Source organism: Variovorax sp. LjRoot175, assembly GCF_964253805.1.
Taxonomy (GTDB): Bacteria; Pseudomonadota; Gammaproteobacteria; order Burkholderiales; family Burkholderiaceae_C; genus Variovorax.
In genome coordinates this window covers 175,115-199,088 of sequence record NZ_CAXURY020000002.1, presented here as the reverse complement: position 1 = coordinate 199,088, position 23,974 = coordinate 175,115, and the positions used below count along the sequence as shown (strand labels likewise).

24 protein-coding genes are annotated in these 23,974 nt (G+C 64.2%); 16 read left to right on the top strand and 8 right to left on the bottom strand.

The annotated features are described in order from the left end of the window. Window positions 1-64: 64 nt before the first annotated feature. On the bottom strand, window positions 65-454 hold the full coding sequence (locus ACSQ89_RS30840; RefSeq protein WP_436293089.1) for a hypothetical protein: 390 nt from the start codon (window positions 452-454) through the stop codon (window positions 65-67). Window positions 455-537: 83 nt separating this feature from the next. Here ACSQ89_RS30840 and ACSQ89_RS30835 point away from each other — a divergent pair, with 83 nt between their 5' ends. The 4 genes from ACSQ89_RS30835 (at window position 538) to ACSQ89_RS30820 (ending at window position 3,670) form a co-directional block, all read left to right on the top strand. Further along, window positions 538-789: a hypothetical protein gene (locus ACSQ89_RS30835; RefSeq protein ID WP_093110691.1), complete on the top strand. Its 252-nt coding sequence runs from the start codon at window positions 538-540 to the stop codon at window positions 787-789. Between the two features lie 121 nt (window positions 790-910). Further along, entirely contained in the window at window positions 911-2,422 is a 1,512-nt protein-coding gene (locus tag ACSQ89_RS30830) for an ATP-binding protein (RefSeq protein ID WP_436293090.1), read from the top strand. A 207-nt stretch (window positions 2,423-2,629) separates the two neighbouring features. Then, the gene (locus ACSQ89_RS30825; protein WP_436293091.1) at window positions 2,630-3,076 is read left to right on the top strand and encodes an NUDIX hydrolase; all 447 of its coding nucleotides are present in this window, start codon (window positions 2,630-2,632) and stop codon (window positions 3,074-3,076) included. A gap of 12 nt (window positions 3,077-3,088) precedes the next feature. Continuing rightward, window positions 3,089-3,670, top strand: a complete 582-nt coding sequence (locus ACSQ89_RS30820) for a hypothetical protein (RefSeq protein ID WP_436293092.1) — start codon at window positions 3,089-3,091, stop codon at window positions 3,668-3,670. A gap of 162 nt (window positions 3,671-3,832) precedes the next feature. On the opposite strand, the gene ACSQ89_RS30815 is transcribed toward ACSQ89_RS30820, so the two are convergent. From ACSQ89_RS30815 to ACSQ89_RS30805, 3 genes are read right to left on the bottom strand one after another with little or no spacing between them, the layout of a single operon-like run. After that, on the bottom strand, window positions 3,833-4,792 hold the full coding sequence (locus ACSQ89_RS30815; RefSeq protein ID WP_436293093.1) for a 2-hydroxyacid dehydrogenase: 960 nt from the start codon (window positions 4,790-4,792) through the stop codon (window positions 3,833-3,835). Window positions 4,793-4,797: 5 nt separating this feature from the next. Further along, window positions 4,798-5,757 (bottom strand): Bug family tripartite tricarboxylate transporter substrate binding protein, encoded by a 960-nt coding sequence (locus tag ACSQ89_RS30810; protein WP_436296784.1) that lies wholly within the window; start codon window positions 5,755-5,757, stop codon window positions 4,798-4,800. A 10-nt stretch (window positions 5,758-5,767) separates the two neighbouring features. Continuing rightward, a complete protein-coding gene (locus ACSQ89_RS30805; RefSeq protein WP_436293095.1) occupies window positions 5,768-6,739 on the bottom strand; it encodes a tripartite tricarboxylate transporter substrate binding protein in 972 nt (323 codons plus the stop codon). A 95-nt stretch (window positions 6,740-6,834) separates the two neighbouring features. Here ACSQ89_RS30805 and ACSQ89_RS30800 point away from each other — a divergent pair, with 95 nt between their 5' ends. After that, window positions 6,835-7,743: a LysR family transcriptional regulator gene (locus ACSQ89_RS30800; RefSeq protein ID WP_436293096.1), complete on the top strand. Its 909-nt coding sequence runs from the start codon at window positions 6,835-6,837 to the stop codon at window positions 7,741-7,743. Window positions 7,744-8,264: 521 nt separating this feature from the next. On the opposite strand, the gene ACSQ89_RS30795 is transcribed toward ACSQ89_RS30800, so the two are convergent. Continuing rightward, the gene (locus tag ACSQ89_RS30795; RefSeq protein WP_436293097.1) at window positions 8,265-8,555 is read right to left on the bottom strand and encodes a hypothetical protein; all 291 of its coding nucleotides are present in this window, start codon (window positions 8,553-8,555) and stop codon (window positions 8,265-8,267) included. Window positions 8,556-9,420: 865 nt separating this feature from the next. On the opposite strand from ACSQ89_RS30795, the gene ACSQ89_RS30790 reads away from it, so the two are divergent. From ACSQ89_RS30790 to ACSQ89_RS30750, 9 genes are all read left to right on the top strand, one after another. Continuing rightward, entirely contained in the window at window positions 9,421-9,945 is a 525-nt protein-coding gene (locus ACSQ89_RS30790) for a nuclear transport factor 2 family protein (RefSeq protein WP_436296783.1), read from the top strand. A 19-nt stretch (window positions 9,946-9,964) separates the two neighbouring features. Then, the gene (locus ACSQ89_RS30785; RefSeq protein WP_436293099.1) at window positions 9,965-10,684 is read left to right on the top strand and encodes an NADPH-dependent F420 reductase; all 720 of its coding nucleotides are present in this window, start codon (window positions 9,965-9,967) and stop codon (window positions 10,682-10,684) included. 80 nt (window positions 10,685-10,764) lie between these two features. Beyond that, window positions 10,765-11,748, top strand: a complete 984-nt coding sequence (locus tag ACSQ89_RS30780; protein ID WP_436293100.1) for a Bug family tripartite tricarboxylate transporter substrate binding protein — start codon at window positions 10,765-10,767, stop codon at window positions 11,746-11,748. A 15-nt stretch (window positions 11,749-11,763) separates the two neighbouring features. Continuing rightward, on the top strand, window positions 11,764-13,176 hold the full coding sequence (locus tag ACSQ89_RS30775) for an FAD-dependent oxidoreductase (RefSeq protein ID WP_436293101.1): 1,413 nt from the start codon (window positions 11,764-11,766) through the stop codon (window positions 13,174-13,176). 33 nt (window positions 13,177-13,209) lie between these two features. Continuing rightward, complete coding sequence (locus ACSQ89_RS30770; protein ID WP_436293102.1) at window positions 13,210-14,196, top strand: cupin domain-containing protein; 987 nt, start codon at window positions 13,210-13,212, stop codon at window positions 14,194-14,196. Beyond that, window positions 14,193-15,389 carry an FAD-dependent monooxygenase gene (locus ACSQ89_RS30765; protein WP_436293103.1) on the top strand — a complete coding sequence of 399 codons (1,197 nt, stop codon included), beginning with the start codon at window positions 14,193-14,195 and terminating at the stop codon, window positions 15,387-15,389. The genes ACSQ89_RS30770 and ACSQ89_RS30765 overlap by 4 nt, the downstream gene beginning before the upstream one ends. Window positions 15,390-15,430: 41 nt before the next feature. After that, window positions 15,431-16,312, top strand: coding sequence for a fumarylacetoacetate hydrolase family protein (locus ACSQ89_RS30760; protein ID WP_436293104.1), 882 nt, complete (start codon window positions 15,431-15,433; stop codon window positions 16,310-16,312). Window positions 16,313-16,323: 11 nt separating this feature from the next. Next, the gene (locus tag ACSQ89_RS30755) at window positions 16,324-17,049 is read left to right on the top strand and encodes a TetR/AcrR family transcriptional regulator (RefSeq protein ID WP_436293105.1); all 726 of its coding nucleotides are present in this window, start codon (window positions 16,324-16,326) and stop codon (window positions 17,047-17,049) included. Between the two features lie 24 nt (window positions 17,050-17,073). Further along, window positions 17,074-18,072 (top strand): Bug family tripartite tricarboxylate transporter substrate binding protein, encoded by a 999-nt coding sequence (locus ACSQ89_RS30750; RefSeq protein ID WP_436293106.1) that lies wholly within the window; start codon window positions 17,074-17,076, stop codon window positions 18,070-18,072. Between the two features lie 523 nt (window positions 18,073-18,595). Here the strand turns inward: ACSQ89_RS30750 and ACSQ89_RS30745 are convergent. Genes ACSQ89_RS30745 through ACSQ89_RS30735 form a run of 3 tightly spaced genes read right to left on the bottom strand, consistent with a single transcriptional unit; the run spans window position 18,596 to window position 21,531 of the window. Continuing rightward, window positions 18,596-19,447 (bottom strand): DUF2182 domain-containing protein, encoded by an 852-nt coding sequence (locus ACSQ89_RS30745; RefSeq protein WP_436293107.1) that lies wholly within the window; start codon window positions 19,445-19,447, stop codon window positions 18,596-18,598. A gap of 15 nt (window positions 19,448-19,462) precedes the next feature. After that, entirely contained in the window at window positions 19,463-20,143 is a 681-nt protein-coding gene (locus ACSQ89_RS30740) for a DUF1326 domain-containing protein (RefSeq protein WP_436293108.1), read from the bottom strand. A 5-nt stretch (window positions 20,144-20,148) separates the two neighbouring features. Next, a complete protein-coding gene (locus tag ACSQ89_RS30735) occupies window positions 20,149-21,531 on the bottom strand; it encodes an FAD-binding oxidoreductase (protein WP_436293109.1) in 1,383 nt (460 codons plus the stop codon). A 217-nt stretch (window positions 21,532-21,748) separates the two neighbouring features. Between ACSQ89_RS30735 and ACSQ89_RS30730 the strand changes: the two genes are divergently transcribed. Both ACSQ89_RS30730 and ACSQ89_RS30725 read left to right on the top strand, forming a co-directional pair. Next, window positions 21,749-23,368 (top strand): LuxR C-terminal-related transcriptional regulator, encoded by a 1,620-nt coding sequence (locus ACSQ89_RS30730; RefSeq protein WP_436293110.1) that lies wholly within the window; start codon window positions 21,749-21,751, stop codon window positions 23,366-23,368. A gap of 170 nt (window positions 23,369-23,538) precedes the next feature. Continuing rightward, the gene (locus ACSQ89_RS30725) at window positions 23,539-23,949 is read left to right on the top strand and encodes a nuclear transport factor 2 family protein (RefSeq protein WP_436293111.1); all 411 of its coding nucleotides are present in this window, start codon (window positions 23,539-23,541) and stop codon (window positions 23,947-23,949) included. Window positions 23,950-23,974 lie beyond the last annotated feature (25 nt).

Genomic DNA, 23,974 nt, shown 5'->3' with positions numbered 1-23,974 from the left:
CCGGTGAAGTCCAACTTCCGTCGGGCGGCCGTCGCCTCGCGAGATCGCCACAAGGCGTCGGGCGTCACGCGCAGATGTGCTTCCTCGGGCACATCAGCCCAGCCCGCGCAGCACGCCGGGATCGCAGCTTCTTCGCCACGTCGAAGGCATCGGCCGCAGCGAATTCGTCCGCGGAGGGTTCGCCTCCGTCCGGGAAGCCCAACGTAGCCAAGCCGTCGCGCTTGAGCAATGCTTCGGCGGCTTGCATCGGGGTGACTCCCACCTTCGCGACGACAGCCTGCGCTGCGGCGAGGCCTCGGGCAATGTCGCCGGGGCTGGCGCCTGGCACGTTCAAGATCATCGTCATGGCGGCCGAACTCCAGAACAGCGAAAGCTCGGCCGGTGGCTGCTTCGGCCGCGCCCGCTCTGGCTTGGGCTTCAGCTCCCGCGGCCGCAGCGGTTCGGGCGTCGCCACCAGTCGATCGGCAGGTCTCGTCGTTGGCCGCGTGGACCGCGTGGAGATCGCGATGCAATGGCGAGCCTTCGCCCTAGCCCCCTTTGAAGCTGGCGAGCTGGCCAACGATTGTTGGCACGCTTGCGGACGCGCGAAAGCGCGACTACGGCTTCTCCGCAGCAGCAGTGAACGGCTGGACCTGGGCGCGATTCGACGCTAGCGCTGGCGAGTCCATGACCGGCATCATTTCGGAAGTGCTTCGCTTCCTTGAGCATCTTGTCGCCAAGGGGTACCTGCGCTTCTCAGGCGACAAGTACTTCGTCGTGCGGGATTCGCTGCCACCGCGCGGCGGCTGAACCTGTCCAGAGGCTTCACTGCCTGCGGGCTCGTGTTGGCGATAGTTTCTGCCGCCAAAAAACCCATATAAATCATTGCCTTATCCGTCATTTTCCTTTAGCATACAAATTTGTATCTTAAATGAATTTCATGGCTGAGTGGGGCTTCTACGGGCGGACCGAGCCGTTGGCGGAGCTTCGGCGCGTTGTTGAGGCCGAGCGCTGGTACTTCTGCCGCATCGAGGGACGCCGTCGGATAGGCAAGACAACGCTGCTGGGCCAGCTTGCAAAGGGCGAGGCTAGCCTGGGGGCGAACCTCGTGTACATGCAAGTGCCCGATTCCGACGAGCGCGATGTCGCAACCACGTTCGCTCGAAGCCTTGGCGAATGCGAGCGCGACGATGCACAGGCGCTTGCGGCAAACGTGACGGATTTTGCGTCAATGGCCGGTGCCATCGGCCAGCTCTGCGATGCGGGCATGGTTGTCGTGCTGGATGAGTTCCAGTACTTCACGCGCGCCAAGCTTCATGCGTTCAATTCGTTCCTTCAAGCGCAGGTGGACCGGCTGCGCAACGCTGGTCTGCGCCGCGGCGGGCTGTTCGTGCTGGGCTCTCTTCAGTCCGAGATGAATGCCCTCCTGGACGACAAGGCAGCACCCCTGTATGGGCGCATAACGGCACAAATCCGGCTGGACCACTGGGACTTCCAGGACCTGATGGCGGTGTTCCGTAGCCAAGGTGTTGAGGAACCGCAGCGATGGCTCACGCTCTGGACCTTCTTCGAAGGGGTCCCAAAGTTCTATCACGATGCATTCGAGCAGGACCTGTTCGCGGCACCCGCGGCGGACCTCGCTCGAGAGCTGCTGACCCGAATGTTCGTGCGCGGCTCCAGCCCGTTGTCTGAAGAGGCCGACACGTGGTTCCTGCGCGAACTGCGCGGCCGAGCCGTTTCCATATTGCACTACCTGGCCGACCACGCAGGTTGCAGCAATGGAGACCTGGTCACGGCGTTGAACGACCCTCACGACAAGACGCCACTAGGCACGCACATCAGCCGGCTCGTCAACGACTACCGCATGGTGGACAAGCTCCATCCTGTGTTCTCGGACAGCAAGAGCCGAAATGCGCGCTACTACCTCGCCGACAATTTCCTGCAGGCGTGGCTTGCGGTGGCGAAGCCCGCTCGTGAAGCCGCGCGGCTCAAACCGTTGGACAAAGCACTGGCTCCGGCTCTGCGCCGGCTTGAGGTTCTCGAGGGCTTCTCCTTCGAAAAGCTGGTGCGCGGCCTGCATACCGAGATGTCTCGCAAAGGCCTCGGCGACTTCGAGCTGTCTGAGCTCAGGCTCGGTTACTGGAATAGGCCTCGGGACGTGGCCCGTAGCATCGAGATAGACCTTGTCGCGCTGGATGAGGCCAGCAAGCGTATTCGCTTCGGCTCCTGTAAGCGCACCGCTGGCGCGCACGACAACGCGGCCCTCGAGGCCTTCGACCAGCATGTCGCGGGATTCATGGCTGCACGCGAGCACAAACACCTGAGCAACTGGACGCAGGAGAGAGTCGTCTTCTCGCCCGAGTTCACCTCTGAGCAGCGTGCCGCCCTCGTTAGTCGAGGGTATGGATGCAAAGACCTGCATGACTACGCCGCTTTCGTCTGAGAGCCCTGGTGCTCGAAAGTCGCCCGCGCCTCAAACTCGACTCCTGCGCGGCGGGCCGGCCCGGACTGGCTACATTCGGCCAAGCGGACCTACGTCACGGCGGTCCAGTTTCGCGTTGAGCGGTGATTGGGACCGGTCGATCGCCGGCTACAGTCGGCCAGCAATGACGTCGCAAACCGTGCCGCGCCCAACGACAATTCGGTGCCTATGAAGACCACTTCTTATGGGGTGCTCATCCTGAACGAGCTGGGTCAGCTCCTGCTGGCGCACGCCACCGGGCAGAAGCACTGGGACATCCCAAAGGGTGGCGCGGAAGAAGGCGAGTCTCCGCGCGAGGCGGCCATCCGCGAAGTCCGGGAAGAAACGGGTATCGAACTGATTGCGGATTCGATGGAGGAGCTTGGGCGCATGCTTTACCTCTCCCGAAAGGACCTACACCTTTTCCGTGTCGTCCTGCACACGCGCAACTGCGACATCGCGGCATGCAAATGCACGAGCTTCTTCCCTCACCGCGCGTCAGGCGTGATGACCCCCGAAGTGGACCAGTTTAGGTGGGTGGACATTGCGGATGTACCGGCGCTTGCTGCAAAGTCGATGACTGCGCTGCTTCGGTCGCTGCCGGGCTTCGAAGCGATGCCGCCGGTCGAAGGCTAGGAACGCAACAAGATGCCAAAGCGCACGAGCAAACGGACTAGCTTCGAAGCTGAGAGCGAGCGAGAGCCGCTCACGCGACGCATGCAGAGGCAACTTAGGCGCCTTACTCTTGAGCGTGCACCTGTTGCAATCGAGAAGTTGGAAGGCGTAGCGAGTGAAGAAGACCGCTTTTACGCGCTGCCGGGTGCGGCTGTCGCAGCCTTCAATCTTGAGCGCTACGACTTGGCAGAACAGCTCGCCCGGAGCTTGCTTGACCTTGCGACTTCCTTTGAGCGGAACTGGAACCACGGCAATGCCATTCATTTTGCGCACACCGTCCTGGGCCTCCTTGCGGTGCGACAGGACGAACTGCTGCTTGGTATACAGGAGCTCAAAGCGTCCGGCGAAACCAGCGGGTCGCCTCAACTCGGTTCGTTCGGGCCAAGCATGCAGCTCGCAAAAGAGCTGCTGAAGCACGGGGAGTTCGGGTCAGTTCTTAGCTATTTTCAACAGTGCAGAGTCTTCTGGAAGATGGGTGGCGCGTGGTTGGACATTTGGGAGCGAAAGGTCCGGGCAGGCTCCGTGCCCAACTTTGTCATGCACAGCTACCGATAGCCGGCAGAATCCGGCCCAAGAGCGGACGAAGTTGGCCAGAAGCTATCGACACCAACACACAGCACCCAACGTCATGCTTCAAAACACAGTGGCGCACAAACAGGCGGGATGGAAGTGCTCCCGAAGGCTCTCAGTTCTTGCAAGTTCCGCGGCGAGGCAGCATCAGCTCGCAGCAGCGCTGGGCAACGCGCGCCCCGAGAAGAACGCCGAAAGATTGTCCAGCACCCTTCGGCCCATGGCTTCCCGGGTCTGCACCGTCGAACTCGCGATGTGCGGTGCGAGCACCACGTTGTCGAGCGTGAGGAGGTCGACCGGCACACGCGGCTCGTCCTCGAAAACGTCGAGGGCGGCGCCGGCGATCTGCTTTCCCTTCAATGCGTCGACAAGGGCCGCTTCGTCGACCACCGTACCCCTGGCCACGTTCACCAGATAGCCCTTGGCGCCCAGTGCATCGAGCACCGCGGCATCCACGAGGTGGCGGGTACCCGGACCGCCCGCTGTGATGATCACGAGGAAATCCGCCCAGCGCACAAGATCGAGCAACTGAGGTTCATAGGCCCAATCGACGCCTTCCACAGCCCGCCGTGTGTGGTACCGAACTTCCATGTCGAATCCCAGCGCGCGCCGGGCGATCGTCCGGCCGATGCGGCCGAGGCCAACGAGTCCGAGCTTCGCGCCACTCACCTGCCGGCCCAGGGGAAAGGGCGAGTGGCCGCCACCCTGCCAGCCTTTCGCGCGTACGTAGCGGTCCGCCTCCGGCAGCCGCCGCGCCACCGACAGCAGCAGTCCCATGGCCATGTCCGCGACGCAGTCGTTGAGAACATCCGGGGTGTAGCCGACGGGTATTCCGCGCTGCGCCGCGGCGGTGACGTCCAGGCGATCGAGGCCGACGCCAAAGCTCGAGATGACACGCAGGTTGGGCAGCAAGCCGATCAAGCCAGCGTCGGCACCGCTGGCCGCCGATGTCACCACCCCTGTGATCTCCGCGCCGCGCTCGGCGAGAAAGGCATCGCGCTCAGACCCGCGCCCAGGCAGGCGATGCACGATGTAGCTTTCGGCGAGTGCGCGCTCCAGCGAAGGCAGCAGCGCGATGGTCTGGAGGAGGACGGGACGGTCGGTCATCTTCTTCAATCGATCTTGACGTTGCGCACGCGAATGATCTCTGCATAGCGCTTGCGGTCGTTGTCGATCAGCCGCGCAAACTGATCGGGCGTCGTCGCGGCTGGGACGGCGCCGAGCTGAACCAGCTTCTCCCGCACTTCGTCATTCGCCACCGCCTCGCGCAGATCGGCGGAGATCTTCTCGACCACATCGCGCGGGGTCGGCGCCGGCGCCAACAGCCCGATCCACGAGATGCTGTTGAATCCCGGCACCGCCGATTCCGCGAGGGTGGGCACGGCAGGAAGCGCACTCACGCGCTTGTCGCTGGTGACGGCCAGCGCACGCAGCTTTCCCGCGTTGATGTGCCCGCTGGCTTCCAGAACGGTCATGAAGGAAAGCTGGACGTGCCCGGCCAGCAGGTCGGCGATCGCAGGTCCGCCACCGCGGTAGGGCACGTGAAGGATGAAGCTGCCCGTCGCGTCCTTGAACATCTCGGCCGCGAGGTGCGGAGCGCCGCCGGCGCCGGAACTGCTGTAGCTGAGCTTGCCGGGCTGCGCCTTGGCCAGCGCGACGAGTTCCTTCGCCGACCTCGCCGGCACGCCGGGATGAACCATCATCGCGAGGGGCAATTCCGCCACCAGAGCGATGGGCGCAAACGCCGTGTCGGGGTTGTACGGCAGCTTCGGATAGAGCACGGGATTGATCGCTTGTGTTCCGATGTTTCCCATGAGGATGGTGTAGCCGTCGGGGCGCGCCTTGGCCACGAACTCGGCGCCGATCTGTCCCGCCGCCCCGCCCTTGTTCTCCACCACGACCGGCTGGCCCCACTTCTTCGAGAGCTGCTGCGCGACGATGCGGGCGCCGGTATCGGTGCCGCCACCCGGGGGAAATGGGACCACCAGCGTGACGGCGCGCGCCGGCCACGTTTGCGCGAAGGCACCAGCCGCCGAGATGGAGACCAGTGCCGCAATCAATGACTTCTTCAAGGCTGCCCCTTCACTGCGTGGCCGTGGCGCCGGAGGCCTTGACCACTTGTCCCCACTTCTGCATCTCCGACTGGATGAAACGATCGAAGTCATCGGCGCTTCCGCTCCCCGGCTCGGCGCCCGAAGCCTGCAGCCGCTCGCGCACATCCGGCATCTTCAGGATGCGGTTCACCTCCGCGTTGACCTTGGCCACGATGTCCTTCGGCGTGCCGGCGGGCGCGATAAGCCCGCCCCAGGTGCTCGTTTCGTAGCCGCTCACGCCGGACTCGGCGATCGTCGGGACCTCGGGCAATGCGGCGGAGCGCTTCGCCGTGGTCACGCCCAGGGGCCGCACCTTGCCGGCCTTGATCTGAGGTCCGATCGCAACCACGGTGTCGAACATCGCCTGCACCTCGCCGGAGATGAGGTCCGTATGCGCCGCGGTGCTGCCCTTGTAGGGTATGTGCGTCATCGTCGTTGCGGTCAGCGACTTGAACAGCTCCGCCGACAGGTGCGGCGCACCGCCGTTGCCCGAAGACGCGTAGCTCACCTTGCCCGGGTTCGCCTTGAGGTAGTTCGCGAAGTCGCGCACGCTCTTCGCCGGCAGGTTGTTGTTCACGACCAGCACCAGCGGCACCACGTGGGTGAGTGCGACGGGCGTGAAGTCCTTCTGCGTGTCGTACGGCAGCTTGCCGTAGAGCGTGGCGTTGATCGCATGGCTGCTCGCGACGAGCGCGAAGGTGTAGCCGTCTGCAGGCGCCTTCGCGACGATGTCCGTGCCGGAGATGCCCGCGGCGCCCGGCTTGTTGTCGACGACGACTGGCTGGCCCCACGCCTGCGCGAGCTTGTCGCCGATGACGCGGGCGGCGAGATCAATCGCGCCACCCGGTGTCGCGGGCACCACGATGCGAATCGGTTTGGCGGGGAATGATTGGGCAGTGGCCGGCGCGGCGAAGGACGCAGCAGTCGCTGCGGCAAGGATGCCCAGGACGAGTGGACGCATGCAAAGTCTCCTGGAGGATTTGAACTGGAGTCTAAGAAGCGGATCGATAAAAGTCCAAGCCAGATCCTGGATCGATCGATGCACAATCTGGATCGATGCTTGACTTCTTCCAACTGCGCTGCTTCGTCGCCGTCGCCAAGGAACTGCATTTCGGCCGCGCCGCGGCGCGGCTTCACATGACGCAGCCTCCGCTGTCGCGCCAGATCCAGCTGCTCGAACATGCCGTGGGCGCCCAGCTGCTGGAACGGACGAGCCGGAGAGTGCGCCTCACAGCCGCCGGCGCAGTCCTGTGTGAAGAAGCCGAGGCGATCCTGCGCCGCACCGAGCTTGCTGCCGACATGGCGCGACGCACTGCCCGCGGCGAGGCCGGCCGCGTTGTGGTCGGCTACACGGCCGTCTGCGGCTATGCGCTCATCCCGGAACTCTTGGCGGCTGTGAGCAAGGCATTGCCCGCCATCCGCATCCTGCTGAAGGAGATGGTCTCGTCAGACCAGCTTCGCGCGCTCGAGTCGGAGACCATCGACCTCGGCTTCGTGCGGCCGACGCAGCCGGCGGCAGGCATTCGCTATCACCGCATCGCGAAAGAGCCCATGGTGCTCGCGCTGCCTGCCCGGCATCCGTTGGCCAGCAAGTCTCGCGTGCGCCGCGAAGATCTGGCCGGCGAGCCGATGATCATGTACTCGGAAAGGGAGGGTAAATACTTCCACGACAAGATCGTCGATCTGTTTCCCGCAACGGACCGCTCGCCGGAGTACGTGCATCACATCGGGCAAACCCATACGATCGTTTCATTGGTGCGCTCGGGCATCGGAATCGCCATCGTCCCCGCCTCGGCGAAGTATCTCGGCTTCGAGAACGTGGTGCTGAGGCCGCTCTGGCGCAAGGACGTCACCGCCGAGATCTATCTGGCATGGCGCGAGGACTCGCGCAACCCGGCGCTGCACTCGCTGCGCGAGTTCGTCATCAGTCATCGTACGAAGGGGCTCGCAACCTCGCTCCCCTGAGCCGCCTCATTCGCCGCCCGTCATGGCGCCGTCTCTGCACCTTCGTGGTTCCACTACACGAGCGCCTATCGGAACGTCCAGATCAACGAAGAAGGCATCTCGAACCAGGCTCTCTCCTAAGCGCTCGACCTGGTCGGCGGTGAGCGCAAGCCTGTTGGCCGTGCGCGCCAGCCCCACAACCTGGCGCACCGGAACGTCCGCTGGCACAGCAAACGCTGCGCAAGCTCGGGCTGCTCGAGCGCGTTCCTGGCCAGTGCGGCAATTGGCGCCTGACCCCCAAGGCGCAGCAGGAAGGCGACCTCACGCCGGCGCCCGAGGGGGTGCCACTGGTCGCGTTCAGCACCGATCTGGGCGTGGCCATCTGGACCCGGACCGAGACGCTCGCCGGCAAACTGACGGATCAAATCTCCGCAATCATCACCTCGCCGCCCTACCCGTTACGCCAAGGGCGAGAAACAGGTCGCTTGAAGATGGGCGCCCAGCGCGAAGGCAGAATGCGGCCCAAGAGCAGACGTCCGGAGCTACCGCTCAATCTTGCAAGCCGTGACGAGAAACGCCTCGAGCCATGGCGGTAGCTGCTGGACTTGGCCGGGCCCAAGCGTGAAGGCGGCAAGTTCCCAGTCCCCGGTCTTCTCGTCGCATCGGAGGACGTAAAGATGCCCGTCATCTGCGTCGACCTTGAACCAGCGCTGCGTTGGCGCAAACCAGCGGTCAACGATGCCACGCACGGCAAGCCGGCGCTCGCCGAGCCAGAAGGCGAACGGTTCCGGTTCACCGCGATGGCCGGCGCAGCACTCCACACGAATCGTCATGGCTTTCGATACCGCTGAAGCTTGGTTCAGTTCCCCGACGTGTTCCTGCCCCAATCTGGAAGTCGAAGACTCAGTCGCAGTCGATGAGCACACCTACGCACAGCGCAGCGCCCACGACGTATAGCAACCAAGTCTGTGCAATCGCGTAGGGATAGAGCATCAGGGCGACACCGAGCCATTTGCTTCGCTGGCGACCGGCGCGCTTTCCGTAACGATACGCCACGAACCCGATGAGGCCGAATAATCACCAAGGATATAGGCCGGGCTCGGAAGCGAAATCCCGAGTGACTGCAACGTCTGCAAGTTGGCCATGGAAGGTTGGACCAAGAATGAAGAGGTGCTCCTCTGAAATTTGTTGCGCTGCGAGCGGCTTTCGATCCACACCGTTCGTTTTACGCATTTTCTTTTGGTGCGGTTTGACCAAAACGGCGGATCAAAGCGCCCAAGTGCCCTGCAAGGACGCCCGGCTTCGTGGCATCACCGTCGGCTCATCGAGTTACCTGACTTCGCACAGCTCCACCTCCACACTCTTGGTACGTGCGTGTAGATCATGGTCATAGTCCGCATCGGCGCTCATGACTGCGCCCTGTGCGAGGGTGCTGCGCGACTGCCCCGAGCGGGGGTCATGTAGTCCCAGCCGCAATGGGGCGAGGCCCATGCGTTCTGACGTTCGCCCTATCGATTGAAGACGAGTCTCCTCGCTAAGCGCGAAGGGTTCGAGGGCCTGCACCTATCGAAAACCCTGATGCCGCCGGGAATTTCATGGATCACACTTACAAACCAGCTGGACGGTTTGTTCCATGCAGATCGACTTCCACCAAACAGGATAAAGAGACAGCCCATGACGAAAACGACTGACGAGAAGATGCGCGAGTTGCTGGTGAAGGATCGGCTTCACGAACTGGAGATGGCCTATTGCCGCGGGGTGGATCGACGTGACGCTGCACTGCTGCATTCCATCTTCTTCGAGGATGCGATCGAGGAACACGGCGACATGTACAGCGGCAGTGCGACGGAGTTCGCAGATTGGGTGTTCCGAGACTTCCTGCCCAAGTACGAACTCACAACGCACTACGTGCTCAACGAGTGGTACCGCATAGACGGCGACAAGGCCGAGGGCGAGACGCACCGCCTTTCCTACCATCGCGAGCGCGCGGCGGACGGCTCGGCGACGGAAGCCATCGCAGCTTGCCGCACGTTCAACCGGTATGAGTGTCGCGATGGTGTGTGGAAGATTTCCTACCGCAGCGTGGTGCGCGATTGGGTGACGCAGCGCCCCGTCGACGCCTCGCTCTACCACGGGCATTTCGGCATGGCGCTGAGCCAGCCGAACGATCAGGACGATTCGTACCGCCTGCTCTCTCTATTCCCGCGCGGCGACCGGCTCTGAGAAGAAGGGGGCTGATGTGATGAAGATCGGCATTGTCGGGACTGGCAACATGGGCCGCATTTTGGGATGCGGATGGGCTGTTCACGGGCATGAAGTGTTCTTCGGCGCGCGCGCACCGCAGACTGCAATCGATGCAGCCGACCTCGCGCGAGCAAATGGGGCAGTGCATGCGCAGGCAGGCAGTAACCGCGAGGCCGCCATTTTCGGCGACGTGGTTTTCTACAGCGTCCGCGATGTGCACCCAGCTCAGGTAGTCGGCGACATCTCCGCGCTCGACGGCAAGGTGGTCATCGACCCAAATAACTGGCCAGTTCCCGAAGGAAGGTTCGACTTCGCGCCGATTGCGCAGTCCCTCGCGGAAAGGCTCCAGGCCTGGCTCCCCGCGACCCAGGTGGTGAAGTGCTTCAACACCATGGCGCAGGAGTTGTTCGAGATGCCGGTGGACGAACTGCGCGCGCAGATGGTCTCGGCCTTCATCGCCTCCGACCATGCCGAAGCGCGCCACACCGTGGCCGCGCTCGCGCGTGACCTGGGCCTCGCGCCAGTGGACATGGGACCACTGCGCAATGCGCGCATCGTCGAACCGCTGGGCGACGTCATCCGCTATCTCATCCTGGGCGCGGGGCTCGGCCCCTACGCCACACTGAAGGTCGATGTTCTGCAACCGGCCGAGACTGGCCGCTTCGGCGGCCGCCACGCCTCGGCCTGGTGGGCCCGCAACGCCGAGACGGCCGGGTGACACACGCACTCCCTCAACGCACCCCCCGAATACACCAGCCGTACCGATGGCATTTCACGACAACGAACGGAGACGCACCCATGATTCCTCGCATTTCCCTGCTGCACGCCTTCACGGCGGCAGCCCTGACCCTCGCTTCCGCGGGCGCGCTGTCCCAGGCCTACCCGGACAAGCCGATCCGCATCGTCGTGCCCTTCAGCGCCGGCGGCGGACTCGATGCCGCCGCCCGCGTACTGGGTCAAGGGCTCACCAAGCGGCTCGGCCAACCGGTCATCGTGGAGAACAAGCCCGGCGGCAATGGCCTCATCGCGACGCAGTACGTCACCGGTGCCAAGCCGGACGGCTACACGCTGTACCTGTGCGTTACCACGCCGTGGTCGATGCTGCCGGCGCTCTACAAGCGACCGCTGGGCTACGACGCCAACAAGGACTACACGGCGATCTCTCTGCTCGCCGAATTCCAGACCGTGATCTTCGTGAATCCCAAGACCGGCATCACGTCGATGAAGGGTTACATCGACCGCGCCAAGGCCAACCCCGGCAAGCTTTCATATGCCTCCACGGGCTCCGCACAGCCCTACACGCTGGCCACCGAGTTGCTGAAATCGAAGGTGGGCATCGACGTGCTGCACGTGCCGTTTGCGGGCGCTGCGCCCGCGACGCAATCGGTGGTTGCCGGTGACGTGGATTCGGCCATGTTCGACGTTGGAGGCTCGGCGCCCTTCATCAAGGCTGGTCGCCTGACGCCGCTGGCCATTGTTGGCAAGAGCCGCGTGCCCTCGCTGCCCGACGTGCCCACGCTCACCGAGGCAGGCATCACCGGCGTCGACATCCCGATGATCTGGATGGGCGTGGTCGGCCCGGGCGGTCTGCCACCGGCCATCGTGCGCAAGCTCAACGAAGAGATCAACACGGTGCTGCGCGGCGACGAGATGACCGCGCTGCTCGCGGCCCAGTCGCTCACACCGCTGGTCGCGTCGCCAGAGCAGATGGACGCGCAGATCAGGGCCGACATCAAGTCCTGGGGTGCCGTCATCAAGCAGCTCGGCGTCCAGCTCGACTGAACTGAGGAGACCGAAATGAAGAAGGAAATCCTGCATCCTGACGTGGTCGTGGTGGGCGCCGGCATGGCCGGCCACTGCGCAGCGCTCGAAGCGGCGCGCCTTGGCGCCTCAGTGGTGCTGCTGGAAAAGATGCCAGCCTATGGCGGCAGCACCGCCATGTGCGGCGGGGCCTTCGCCTTCGCCGGCACCCGCGTGCAAAGAGAGCAGGGCATCGCCGACACGCCCGAGCTGCTCGAACAGGACCTGCTCACCTGCGGCCAGCACGCCAACGAGCCGCAGGTGGTGCACGCCTACGCCGAGCACCAGTACGACGCCTACCGCTGGCTCGAGTCACTGGGCCTCGATTTCGACAACGTCTCGCTGAGCGGCGGCCAATCAGTGCCACGCCTGCACAGCCTGGATCCGAAGCATATGCTGCGCGTGCTGCACCAAGCGCTGCTGGACGCCGGCGGCGCGTTCCGCGTCAATGCAGGCGCGCGCCGGCTGCTCACAGGCGGCGAGGACACCGAGCGCAGGGTCATCGGTGTGGAGCTGGCGAACGGTGAGCGGGTGATGGCCCAGGGTGGCGTCATCATCGCGACCGGCGGTTTCTCTCGCTCGCGCGACCTTGTAGCCCGCTTCGCGCCGCATCTGGCCGAGGCCAAACCTATGGGGGGTGAAGGCAACACGGGAGACGGCCTGCGCATGGCCTGGGCGCTGGGCGCCGACCTGGTGGACATGGGCTTCACCAAAGGCACCTTCGGCGCACCCGCCGCGGCGCCGCTCGCGGGCAAGGAAAAGATCGCGCCGCACCTGGTCCACACCATGTACAAGGGCGGCATCGTCGTGAACACGAAGGGCGATCGCTTCGTAAACGAATCGCTGTCGTACAAGCTGATCGGCGAGGAATGCCTGAAGCAGCCCGGCCGCATCGGCGTGCAGGTGTTCGACCAGCGCATCATGGACCAGTCCACACCCTTCCCCACGGTGGACGACTACAACTCGGCACTCGAAGCCGGGCTGATCCAGCGCGCGGACTCGCTGGACGAGCTCGCCGGGCTGTTCGGCCTGCCCGCCGAGGCACTGAAAGGCACAGTGGGACGCTACAACGCAGCGGCCGAAGGCCGGGGTGGCGACGAGATGGGTCGCGACTGCCTCACGGCAGGCTACGGCACGGTGCCGACGCTCTCGGCTGCGCCGTTCTACGGCATCGCCTGCACCACCGGCCTCAACTCGACCTACTGCGGCCTGCGTACCGACGCGGGTGCCCGCGTGCTGGACGTGTTCGGTCAACCGATCGCGGGTCTTTACGCCACAGGCGAAGTCATGGGCGGACTGCACGGCGCCTCCTATCTGAGCGGCTCGTCGCTCGCCAAGGGCTGCATCTTCGGCCGCCTCGCCGCGCAGGGCGCCTACCGGCGCATGGGCCAGGGACTGGCCGCCGCCTGAGCCGCGCGCCTCATTCACACAGGAAACACCTCTATGTCAGAAGTCTTAGAGACACCCCCATCGCGTTACGACGCGATCCGCGACGTGGACGAACTTGTCCGTGCCATTGATGCACAGAACTGCACCCCTGGCTGGGTCGCACGCAAGCAGCCGCTGATGTGGCGCGACCCTCTCTCTGAGTTTGTCCCCGCGCATTGGCGTTACGCCGAGATCCGCCCGGCCCTGCTGGCGGCCGGCCGCGTCATCGGCACCGACCTCGCGGAGCGGCGCAACTTCGTGCTGCGAAACCCAATCGAGGGCAATGATTTCGCGACCACGCGCACGCTCGTGGGGGCCTACCAGTCGATCCTGCCGGGCGAGAAGGCACGCTCGCATCGCCATTCGTCACACGCGCTGCGCGTGATCATCGAGTCGCGCGGGTCGTACTCGGTGGTCAACGGCAAGCAGCACCCGATGGAAACAGGCGACATCGTCCTCACGCCCGGCAATCACTGGCATGGGCACGGGCACGACGGCGATGCGCAAGCATTCTGGTTCGACTGCCTTGACCTCCCGCTTGTGCACCTGCTGGAGCCCATGAAGGCGGAAGACCACCCCGAGCACTGGGAACAGAACGCTGAGCGCGTCGACCATTCGCCCATGCGCATCGAGTGGGCCGACATCGAGCGCCGGCTTGCGGCCGCCAGTGCTGGCGGCCTCGATGCGTCCTTTTTCGGCAGGACGGTGGACCTCACCTCCAGTTTGATGCCCACCATCACTATCAAGGTTCACCAATGGGCCGCGGGCTGGCTGGGCGGCGCCTACCGGCGCAACGCCAATGCCATCTACGTGGTGCTCAAGGGCAGCGGTACCAGCGCCGTTGGCGGCGAGCGTTTCCACTGGGCCTTTGGCGACGTGTTCGTGGCCCCGCTGGGGGCGCGCGTGGCGCACGCGGCGCGCGAAGATGCGGTACTCGTGGCCCTCACCGACGAAGGCCTGATGAAGTTCTGCGGCTATGACGGACTGGAGGCCTGCGAATGACGCGACCCGTCCTCATCGTCGGCGGCGGGTTGGGTGGAGTGGCCACCGCGTTGGGCCTGGGCCAGCAGGGCCGCAGCGTGCGGCTTCTCGAACAATCGGCCGAGATCGCGCCCATCGGCTATGGCGTGCAGATCGGCCCCAACGTGCTGCCCGTGCTCGAGCGCTTCGGCTTGGGCGACGAAGTGCGCCGAGCCTCTTATCTGCCCGACGACCTGCTGTTGCTGGACGCGTACACCGGCGATAAGCTGGTGCGCGTGCCGCTCAAGGGCGAGGCCTTCGAGCGCCGCTACCCCGCACCCTACATCGCCATCCACCGCGTGGACCTGCATGAGATCCTGCTGAGGGCGCTACGCCAGCTGCCCAGCGTGGACCTGAACCAGGCCACCACCGTGAGCAGCTACACGCAAACCGCCGACGCCGTGCAGGTGCAAACCGAGGCCGGTGAAAGCATCGAAGGTTGCGCGCTGGTTGCTGCCGATGGCCTGCGTTCGCGCCTGCGCGCGCAAATGCACCCCGAAGATGCCTCGCGCGACACCGGATACGTCGCCCACCGCACCATCGTGCAAATGCGCGAGGCGCCGGCCAGCCTGCAAGAGCGCACTGGCGTCACCATGTGGACGGGCGACGGCTTCCATGTCATCTACTACCCACTGCGTGAGCGAACCGAAATGAACATCGTTGCCGTATTCCGCGTGCCAGCCGGTCTGGAGCCCACCGACAACGACGCCTACAAGAACTACATCGATGACACCGCCGCCAGCGTCCAGTCGGAAGTACGCGACGTGATCTCCGTGGTCAACCTTGAGCGCCGCTGGGCGATCGCCGACCGCAACCCGCTGCGCCGCTGGGCCGATGGCTGCGTGACGCTGCTGGGTGACTCGGCTCACGCCACGCTGCAGTCCCTCGCGCAGGGTGCGGGGATGGCCCTGGAAGACGCGTCCGCGCTGACCGCGCTCATGGCGAAAGACCCCGAAGACCCGGCGCGCGCCTTCGCGGCCTTCGAGCGCCAGCGTTTTGTGCGCACCGCGCGCGTGCAGCTCGAGTCGCGCGCCCTATGGCACACGTACCACTGCGGCGGCACCGACGCCGAAGTGCGAACGCAGCAGTTGCAGGAGCGCACCACGGAAGACCTGTACCGCTGCTTCGACTGGCTCTGGAATCCGGCCGCGGCACGCGGCGCCGTGCCTGCCTAGTGTTGTGAATTGCGACAAGAAATGTACGAAAGAAGCACCGGATGAAATTCTGCCGATTCGACAATGACTGCCTGGGCCTGATCGAAGGCGACGAGGTGTTCGACATCACGCCGGCGCTCGACGCGTTGCCGCCGCTGCGGTGGCCCGTGCCGTTGGGCGACCCGCTGATCGCGCACCTGCCCGCGTTGATGGACGCCGCGCGCCTCGTGCCGCGCAGTGCGCGCCCCTACAAACTCTCGCAGGTGCACCTGCACAGCCCGATCACCAACCCAAGCAAGGTGATGGCTGCGCCGGCAAACTACCGACTGCACGTGGAGCAGGACACCAAGGACGCGGGCGTAGACCAAGGCGTGCACCGCAAGGCACTCGAGGGCGTGGAGCGCCCCGCCGAAAAGTACGGCCTGTTCCTCAAGGCCACTTCGGCCATCGCCGGGCCGGCCGAGGGCGTGAAGATCATCCTGCCCGAGCGGCGTACCGACCACGAGGTAGAGCTGGGCGTGGTGATCGGCAAGGCTGGCCACGCCATCTCGCGCGCCGATGCCATGTCGCACGTCGCGGGGTACTGCATCGGTCTGGACATGACGGTGCGCGGCGCGGAGGACCGCAGTTTCCGCAAATCGCCCGACACCTATACCGTGCTCGGCCCCTGTTTCGTCACTGCCGACGAAATCGCCGATCCGCACGCGCTCACGATGTCGCTCTGGGTGAACGGCGAACGGCGCCAGCATAGTTCGACAGCCGCGATGACCATCGACATCCCGGACCTGATCGAGCTCGCTTCGCGTCTCTACACGCTACACCCGGGCGATGTGATCCTGACTGGAACGCCCGAGGGTGTGGGACCAGTGGTGGCCGGCGACGAGATCCGCGCCGCCTGCGAGGGTATTGGTGAGATGACACTACGGGTCTCCAGCCACCCATAGAGATACACGCCATGCCCAGGCCGCCCGCACCCGCACGCCCTCGCCGTACCCAGGCCGAACGCACCCAGTCGACCCAGCGAAAGCTGATCGACGGTGCCATCGATTTGCTGAAAAAGAAGCGATATGCAAGCTTTCGCACCGCCGAGGTTGCCGAGCACGCGGGCGTGTCCAAAGGCGCGCAGACGCACCACTTCCCTTCGAAGGACATGCTGGTGCTGCAGGCGCTGGAGGAGGTCTATCGAAGAACGCAACAGCGCGCGATAAACCGCATCGAAGCCGGTCGCGATGCACCTGAGCGGTTGCTGGAGCAGTTGGTGGCCGACAGCCGCGAGTTCTTCCTGAGCGACGACTTCCTGCTCTCGCTCGACCTGATGATGGTGGACCCAGCCTCCACGCTCGGTAGCGATGTGAAGCGTCTGGCGCAGTTATATCGCCTGCCAGTGGAGCAAGCCTGGCTGGACGCACTGGTGGAGGCTGGTCATCCTGAACGCCAAGCCAAGGACGTGGTTCGCCTGACCTTCGCGATCGCGCGCGGCTTCGGCGTCCGGCAGCTCATCGCGGGAGAGGATGAGGAGTTCCAGCACCTCATGGACTCATGGATGCGCATGGCCAAAGCAATGCTCCTGTTCTCATCACCGCTTTCGGCACGCGCGGAGCAAAGTGCCTCCGGCGCCTCTTTCAATCGTCCTTCCAAAGCTTCGCCGTCGCGACGCGCCCGCAAGAAGAACTCCATCTGAGCCAGCACACATCAAAGAGACAACATGACCGACTATTCCCACTCCCTTCCCAGTCGTCGCACAGCCCTGCTGCGTGTGCTCGCAACCGGACTCGCTGTGTCAGCCAACCTGCCGGTATGGGCACAGCCGCTTTCCTCGCGCCCAATCAAGGTAGTTGTTGGTAGCCCGCCGGGGGCGCTGGGTGACGTTATCGCGAGACTCATAGCGCAGAAGCTTGGCGAAGCTCTGGGCCAACCGAGCATCGTGGACAATCGCGCGGGCGCCAGCGGGGCCATCGCCGCCGACTATGTCGCCAAGGCGCCGGGCGACGGCCACACGCTTCTTGTGGCGCCCGATGCGGTGATGGTGGTAAACCCCTTTGTCTTCCCCAAGTTGCCCTATGACCCGACCAAGGACTTCCGCTCCGTCGCGCTATTGGGCAAGGCCACGCTGGTGCTGCTGGTCAGCCCCGCGCTCAAGGTGAAGACGTTCGCCGAGTTCGTCCAGCTCGCAAAGTCCAAGCCCAAGGCCATCAACTTCGGCAGCGGCGGTTCAGGCCACCCTTCTCATATGGCAATGGAACTGGTCGCAAGCCGCCTCGGGCTGCAAATGACGCACGTGCCGTACAAGGGCACGTCACTTGCATTGCAAGGCCTCATGGCCGGGGACGTCGATGCGGTGATCGTGAGCATGGCCGAGGCGATGCCACAGGTGAAGGCCGGCAATGTAATCCCGTTGGCGACCAGCGGCCCGGCTGCGAAAGAAGTGTTTCCCAACCTGCCTGAATTCAAAGAATCGTCCGCCGACCTCGACATCGCAGTGTGGTTCGGCGTGTTTACCGCCGCGTCCACACCGGCCGATGTCGTGCAAAGGCTTAACGCAGAAGTCAACAAGGCGCTGGCACAGCCGGATGTGACGAAGCGACTAGCCGACTTCGGCCTTACGGCCACGCCCGGCGCGCCGTCGGTGCTGGATCAACTTATGACCGCAGACCGAGCACGCTTTGGACCGCTGGTAAAGACGTTGGGGATCACCGCGAATTGAAAGGACCGGAATCGCATGGAAGCATTCGCGCGCGCGAGGACATGGCAATCGGATCGTCAGACCCCTTGTTCATCTCGGCCTCCGCGACCGCCGCTGTGCTTCCCTACGTTCCAACCGCGGCCTGACCTCGCAGTCGTGTCAAAGGCTGCTTTCGGGCCTCGAGATCTGGACGGCCGACGTCTGTTCAGGGCCCAAAGGAGCCCGTGGCGATTTTCTGATCGACCGACAGCTCCACCTTGGAACCGGTCGTTGGCGACACGATTTTCTTGCTGGGTGAGCGACCGGAAGTGGCCCGGCACTGTGAGTTCACGACCGAGCCCGACAGGTGTCCTTCGCGGCGATCACACGGTCTCCCGCTGGCCGCGATCGGCGAGCATGTAGCAGTGGCGGTCCCGGCCAGTTTCTGCCTGTCAGCTTACGCCCAGAACACTTCCCGACCGGAAGTTTTCAGCAGAGCAGTCATTCAACTATCGAACTGCTCTCCTGTGATCCAACAGGCCGCGTGATGCCTGTATGCCCCTTCTTAAAACGCGAGCGCTAGCATCCCGGCACCGCAGACGAGCAGAGCGACGCCGATCGCGTAGCCGAGCCAGTGTCCCGCAGGGACAGTCTTTTCGCACAGTACGAACAGCGCGAGGCCCGCAATCCAGTAGAGGTTCATCACGCCGCCGAAAAACATCAGCCCCATCAGGAGCCAGCAGCAGCCGACGCAGAAGGCGCCGTGCAAAAGACCCATGCATAGCGCGCCACGGGCGCCCCGCCGCCAATGGGTACTGAGGAATGCAAGCGGCGATCGGCATTGGCGAAGGCAGGCATGCTTGATCGGGGTGAGTTGGTAAACGCCGGCGGCGAACAGCAGGAAGCCGCCCAAGGTCGCGTTGGTCGCGACGAGCGTCGGTGAAAGGACACCGGTGAGCTCGAACCCCCACTGCACGATGACCGCGACCAGGCTGAAGCCAGCCCAGGCGGCGAGATAGCCAAACGCGAAAATACTCGTCGCGACGTAGGGATGGCCGGTGTCGCGCTGCCTGCGATTGACCGTCGCAAACAAGAGGATCACCGGCGCCGCGCTAGGCAGCATCATCGCGACCATCATGACCCACCACATGAAGAACATCAGGACTGCATAGCCGGGCGTCCAGGCCGCGCGCGTCATCATCGCCATGCCGGCCATACCCCCTTCGGACATGCCCCTTGCCATCCCGAGCTGCGACACGCGGGTCATCTCGAAAGCCGACATGCCCATGCCGGCGCCGGCCAGCAGATACGCCCACGACAGAGCGATAACCGCAGTCAGCGCGGTAACGACGACCAGGCGATCGCGCCTGACCAATGCCTCGAGTGTGGCGTTGATGGGGCCGTCCTTACTCTTCACCCGATCGTGTGGAGGTCACGCGTCGAGCCATGCTGTGAGCCTTGATCTTTCGCGGACCAAGCCATGCTGGTTGAAGTGGTGAACACAATAGTGCGCCCATGAATCTTCGAACGCCATCTCCATGTCGCCCGTCACCGAGGTCGTCCCCAGCCCGATCTCTGCGTAGGTGAACTCGAAGCTGCCACTCGGACGCGCCAACGCAATGTGGAACGGTTCACCGTTGAACTCGTTGATGATCGGTCTGCCACTGCTCTGCATGACGCCCGGGATGTCGACCCTTGCAGTTCTGAGTTCCAGGTTCGCTTCGAGACTGATCGGCAGGAACAATGTCCTGCAAAATTCCGAGCATGTGGACGCAAACACGGCGAATAGATTGCTCGACAGTTCGCATGCCCCACCCGAGATGATCGTTTCAAGTGCTGCCCGTTGAGCTTCATCCGCACGTTCGTCGATGACGATCTGGCGTTTTCCGTTTCCGTCCTTGATCTCGCCGGGCCACTTGTACAGCGCCGCCCAATGCAGCCCCGCGAGCGGCGTATCGTTGAAATGGCCTTCAACGACTTTGCCGACGAAGGCCGACTGGCAATATCCATGTGTACTCGGCAAGTTGAATTGGCAACCGCAATTCACGGCGCAATTGCAGTTGTCATAGGTTTCGCTCTTGAATAGCCATTGATGGGTCATCTCGAAAGCCATGATGCTCAGCTCCCGTTCGCCGGAGCGATGTTCTGGTTGATGTGGAAGAGGTTGTCCGGGTCATAGGTCGCCTTCACTGCGGCGAGCCGCTCGTAGTTGGCGCCATAGTTTGCGGGCGCACGGTGATCGTCGTCGCCCGACATGAAGTTGACGTAGCCCCCGTCGCCGCCCGAGTGGGGATGAATCGCTGCGTAGTAGTCTTTCACCCACTTGATGTTGGCCTCGTTGTCGGCCGGGTCCGACCAGATTCCCAGGATCAGCGGGACAAAGCTCTTGTCCCGGTGACCGAACGCGGTCTCGTTGGCGCCGACCCGTTGCGCCGCACCGTTGATCGGCTGGAGATGCATGCTCGAGCTGATGTGCGGTGTCCTTTTGCCATGCTCGACGTGAGCAGCGATCGCCGCGTCGGTGAGCTCGGTGATGAAGTCTGCTTTCCAGTAGTACTGCATGCCCTTCGGGACCAAGAAGTCGAAGGCGCTTTGCAGGGCCGGGTACGGCATCACGCCGAACTGCTCCGCCTTCACTTCGGCAGCGTCGCGCAGTGGCTTGAGTACTCGCTCGGCCTCCTCGTGTGGACCGTTCCAGCACGTGACCAGTACACAGAACAGATCCCCGACCCGGTTCTTGGGGATAAACGGCAGGTCAGGGGCAATCTGCCAGCCGAAGAAGCAGCCGAGCTGTTCGGGCGCATCCGCAATGTATTCGCGGTAGCACTCCAGGACCGCCGCGGCATCGTCGAACTCGTAGAACAGCGGGCCGCCCACGATGTCGCCCACCTCGTGGAGCTGAAACACGAAGCTGGTGACGACACCGAAATTGCCGCTGCCCCCGCGCAGGGCCCAGAACAGGTCTTCGTTCTGGTAATCGCTCGCGGTGACCTGCCGGCCGTCGGCGAGAACGACATCGGCTGCCAGCAGGTTGTCGATGGAGAGACCGGCGCCGCGGGTCAGGTAGCCGATGCCGCCGCCCAGCGTCAGGCCGCCCACCCCGGTCGTGGAGATGACCCCGCCGGGCGCGGCCAGGCCGAACGGGTAGGTCGCGTGGTCGACATCGCCCCACGTCGCGCCGCCCCCGACCCGGGCGATCTTCTTGACCGGGTCGACCCGCACGTTGTTCATCCTCGACAGGTCGATGACCAGGCCGTCGTCCACCGTGCCGAATCCGGGAACGCTGTGGCCCCCACCGCGAATGGCCGGGTCCAAGCCGCCGTCGCGGGCGGCAGCGACCGCGGCCATCACGTCGGCGGAATCCACGCAGCGGATGACGGCGCGGGGCCTGCGGTCGTGCATGGCGTTGTGGACAGCACGGGCGTCGTCGTAGTCAGAATCGGACGGGGTGATGACGAGGCCGCGTACCGCTTCGGTCAATGCCTTGATCGTGTCGCTCATTGGGCGCTCCTGCAGCTTCGTCTTACCGAGGTTGCGCCCGCAGGCGTTCCCGAATCGTTCCCTCTCAACCGGACTCGCTCAGAAGGCCGGTGGCTGCCCGGAACGCCGGGAGATCACGCATCGGGAGACGCTTCCCCAGGAGCTCAGCGATCGGGCATGCTTCGGGCGGTAAGCTTCAAATCGGTGAAGATCACCAAATGGGAGTACGGATCGCGCCATGCTCAACACGCTCGAACAGGGTCGCGCGGCGTATCGCCGTCGCGCGTGGAGTGAGGCCTATGGGGCACTCTCGCTTGCGGATCAAGCCCGGCCGCTCGATCACGACGACCTCGAGCTGCTGGGGACCTGTGCCTACTTGACCGGTCGCGACCAGGATTTCCAGAGAGTCCTGGAGCGGGCACATCACCTGAACCTGTCCGCCGGCAACCAGGCACGAGCGGCACGCGCGGCATTCTGGTTGGCCCTGACAGCTCTCCTCCGGGGCGACAAGGGGATCGCGACCGGATGGCTCTCGCGCGCGGGACGATTGATCGAATCACGCGACTGCGTGGAGCAGGGGTACTTGCTGCTGCCGCTCGCCGAGCAGCATCTCGCCGAACGCAACGGCGCCGCCGCCCACGCCGCCGCGAGCCGCGCCGCCGCCGTTGGTCAGCGTTTTGGCGATGCTGATCTGGTTGCTTGCGCCCGTCACCTGCAGGGACGTGCTCTCCTCGACAAAGGAACGGTCAATGCTGGCCTCGCGTTGCTCGACGAGGCGATGCTTGCGGCAATGACCGGAGAACTATCGCCCATCTTCACCGGTTTGATCTATTGCAGCGTGCTCGACGCCTGCCAGAAAGTGTGCGCTCTGAGCCGTGCTCGCGAGTGGACCGCCGCGCTCTCCAAATGGTGCGAGCAGCAGCCGGACATGCTGGCGTTCACGGGCACGTGTCTGGTTCACCGAGCCGAGATCCTGGAGTTCGAAGGAGCCTGGCCGGACGCACTGTCGGAAGCCACCCGCGCTTGTGAGCGTCGCGCGCCGACCGACCGACAACCGCCTGCCGCAGCGTTCTACTTGCAAGGTGAGATTCTTCGGTTGCAAGGCAACGTTCCCGCGGCCGAAGAGGCGTACCGCAACGCAAGTCGGTGGGGATGCGAACCGCAACCCGGACTGGCGCTGCTCCTCATGGCCCAGGGGCGGTGGGACGCTGCGTGCGCGACGATTCGCCGCGTCGTAGACGCGACGACCGATCCATTCGAGCGGGCGAAGCTGCTACCCGCCTACATCGAAATCATGCTGTCCGGGTCTGCAGTAAAGGAGGCCAGCTCCGCATGTGCTGAGTTGGAGGAGCTCGCCGAGACCATCGACACAGACGTCCTGCACGCGCTCGCCGCGCATGCCCGCGGTGCCGTCGAGTTGGCCGACGGCGATGCCCGGACAGCGATCGCCCCTCTACGTCGCGCGTTCCAAATGTGGCAGCAGCTCGGGGTGCCGTACGCCGCTGCTCGCGTTCGCGTGCTTCTCGGAGGAGTGTGCCTGTCGCTGGGCGACGCCGAGACAGCTGGACTCGAGCTTGGTGCCGCCAGGGCGGTCTTCCACCAGCTCGGGGCCTTACCCGATCTCGTCCGGCTCGATGCAATCGAGAAACAGACACGCAACCATCGGCCCTTGCTGACGTCCCGCGAGCTTCAGGTGCTTCGGCTGATCGCCGCCGGGAAAACCAACAAAGGCATCGCGTGCGAACTGTCGCTGAGCGAGCGGACAATCGACCGACACGTGAGCAACATCCTCACCAAGCTCGGCGTTCCCTCGCGTGCGGCCGCCACCGCCTACGCCTACGACCACAAGCTCTTTTGATCGCCGACAGTCCTGGCGCAAATTACCCACCCGAGGAATCGGGCGGAGTTGGGTGATTTCGCCGAAGCACCACGGCGGGCATGGTGGCAGATTTGGTCGGTAGAGGAACGACAGCGCGGACCACATCCGGCAGTGTCGTTCGTGCTACCGATTTAGAAAGGAGGATTGCCATGAGTACCAGTGTCGACATCGTCCGCAACGTTTACGACCTCTTCCGTAGTGGCGACATCCAGGGTGTCCTCGCCAATTTTGGAAACGACTGCGAGGTCGAGTTCTTGGGTGCCAACAACATCCCGTTCGCCGGTAAGTACATGGGAGCCCGAGGTATGGGCGAAGCGCTTCAGAAATTCGCCGACACCTGCGAGATTATCGAGTTCGGTCCCGACGAATTCCACGCGGACGGCGACTTCGTGACCGTTCTTGCCCACGAACACTGCCGTTGCAAAGCGACCGGACGCGAGTGGCGGACGCGCCTGGTCGAGACGTTCGTCGTACGCGAGGGCAAGATCCGGAACTTCCTCTGCATGTACGACACGGCCCGGGTCGCCGCAGCCTACCCCCAGGGCGCGACCGCAACGTAGGAAATGTAATGGCTGGAGATCTTCC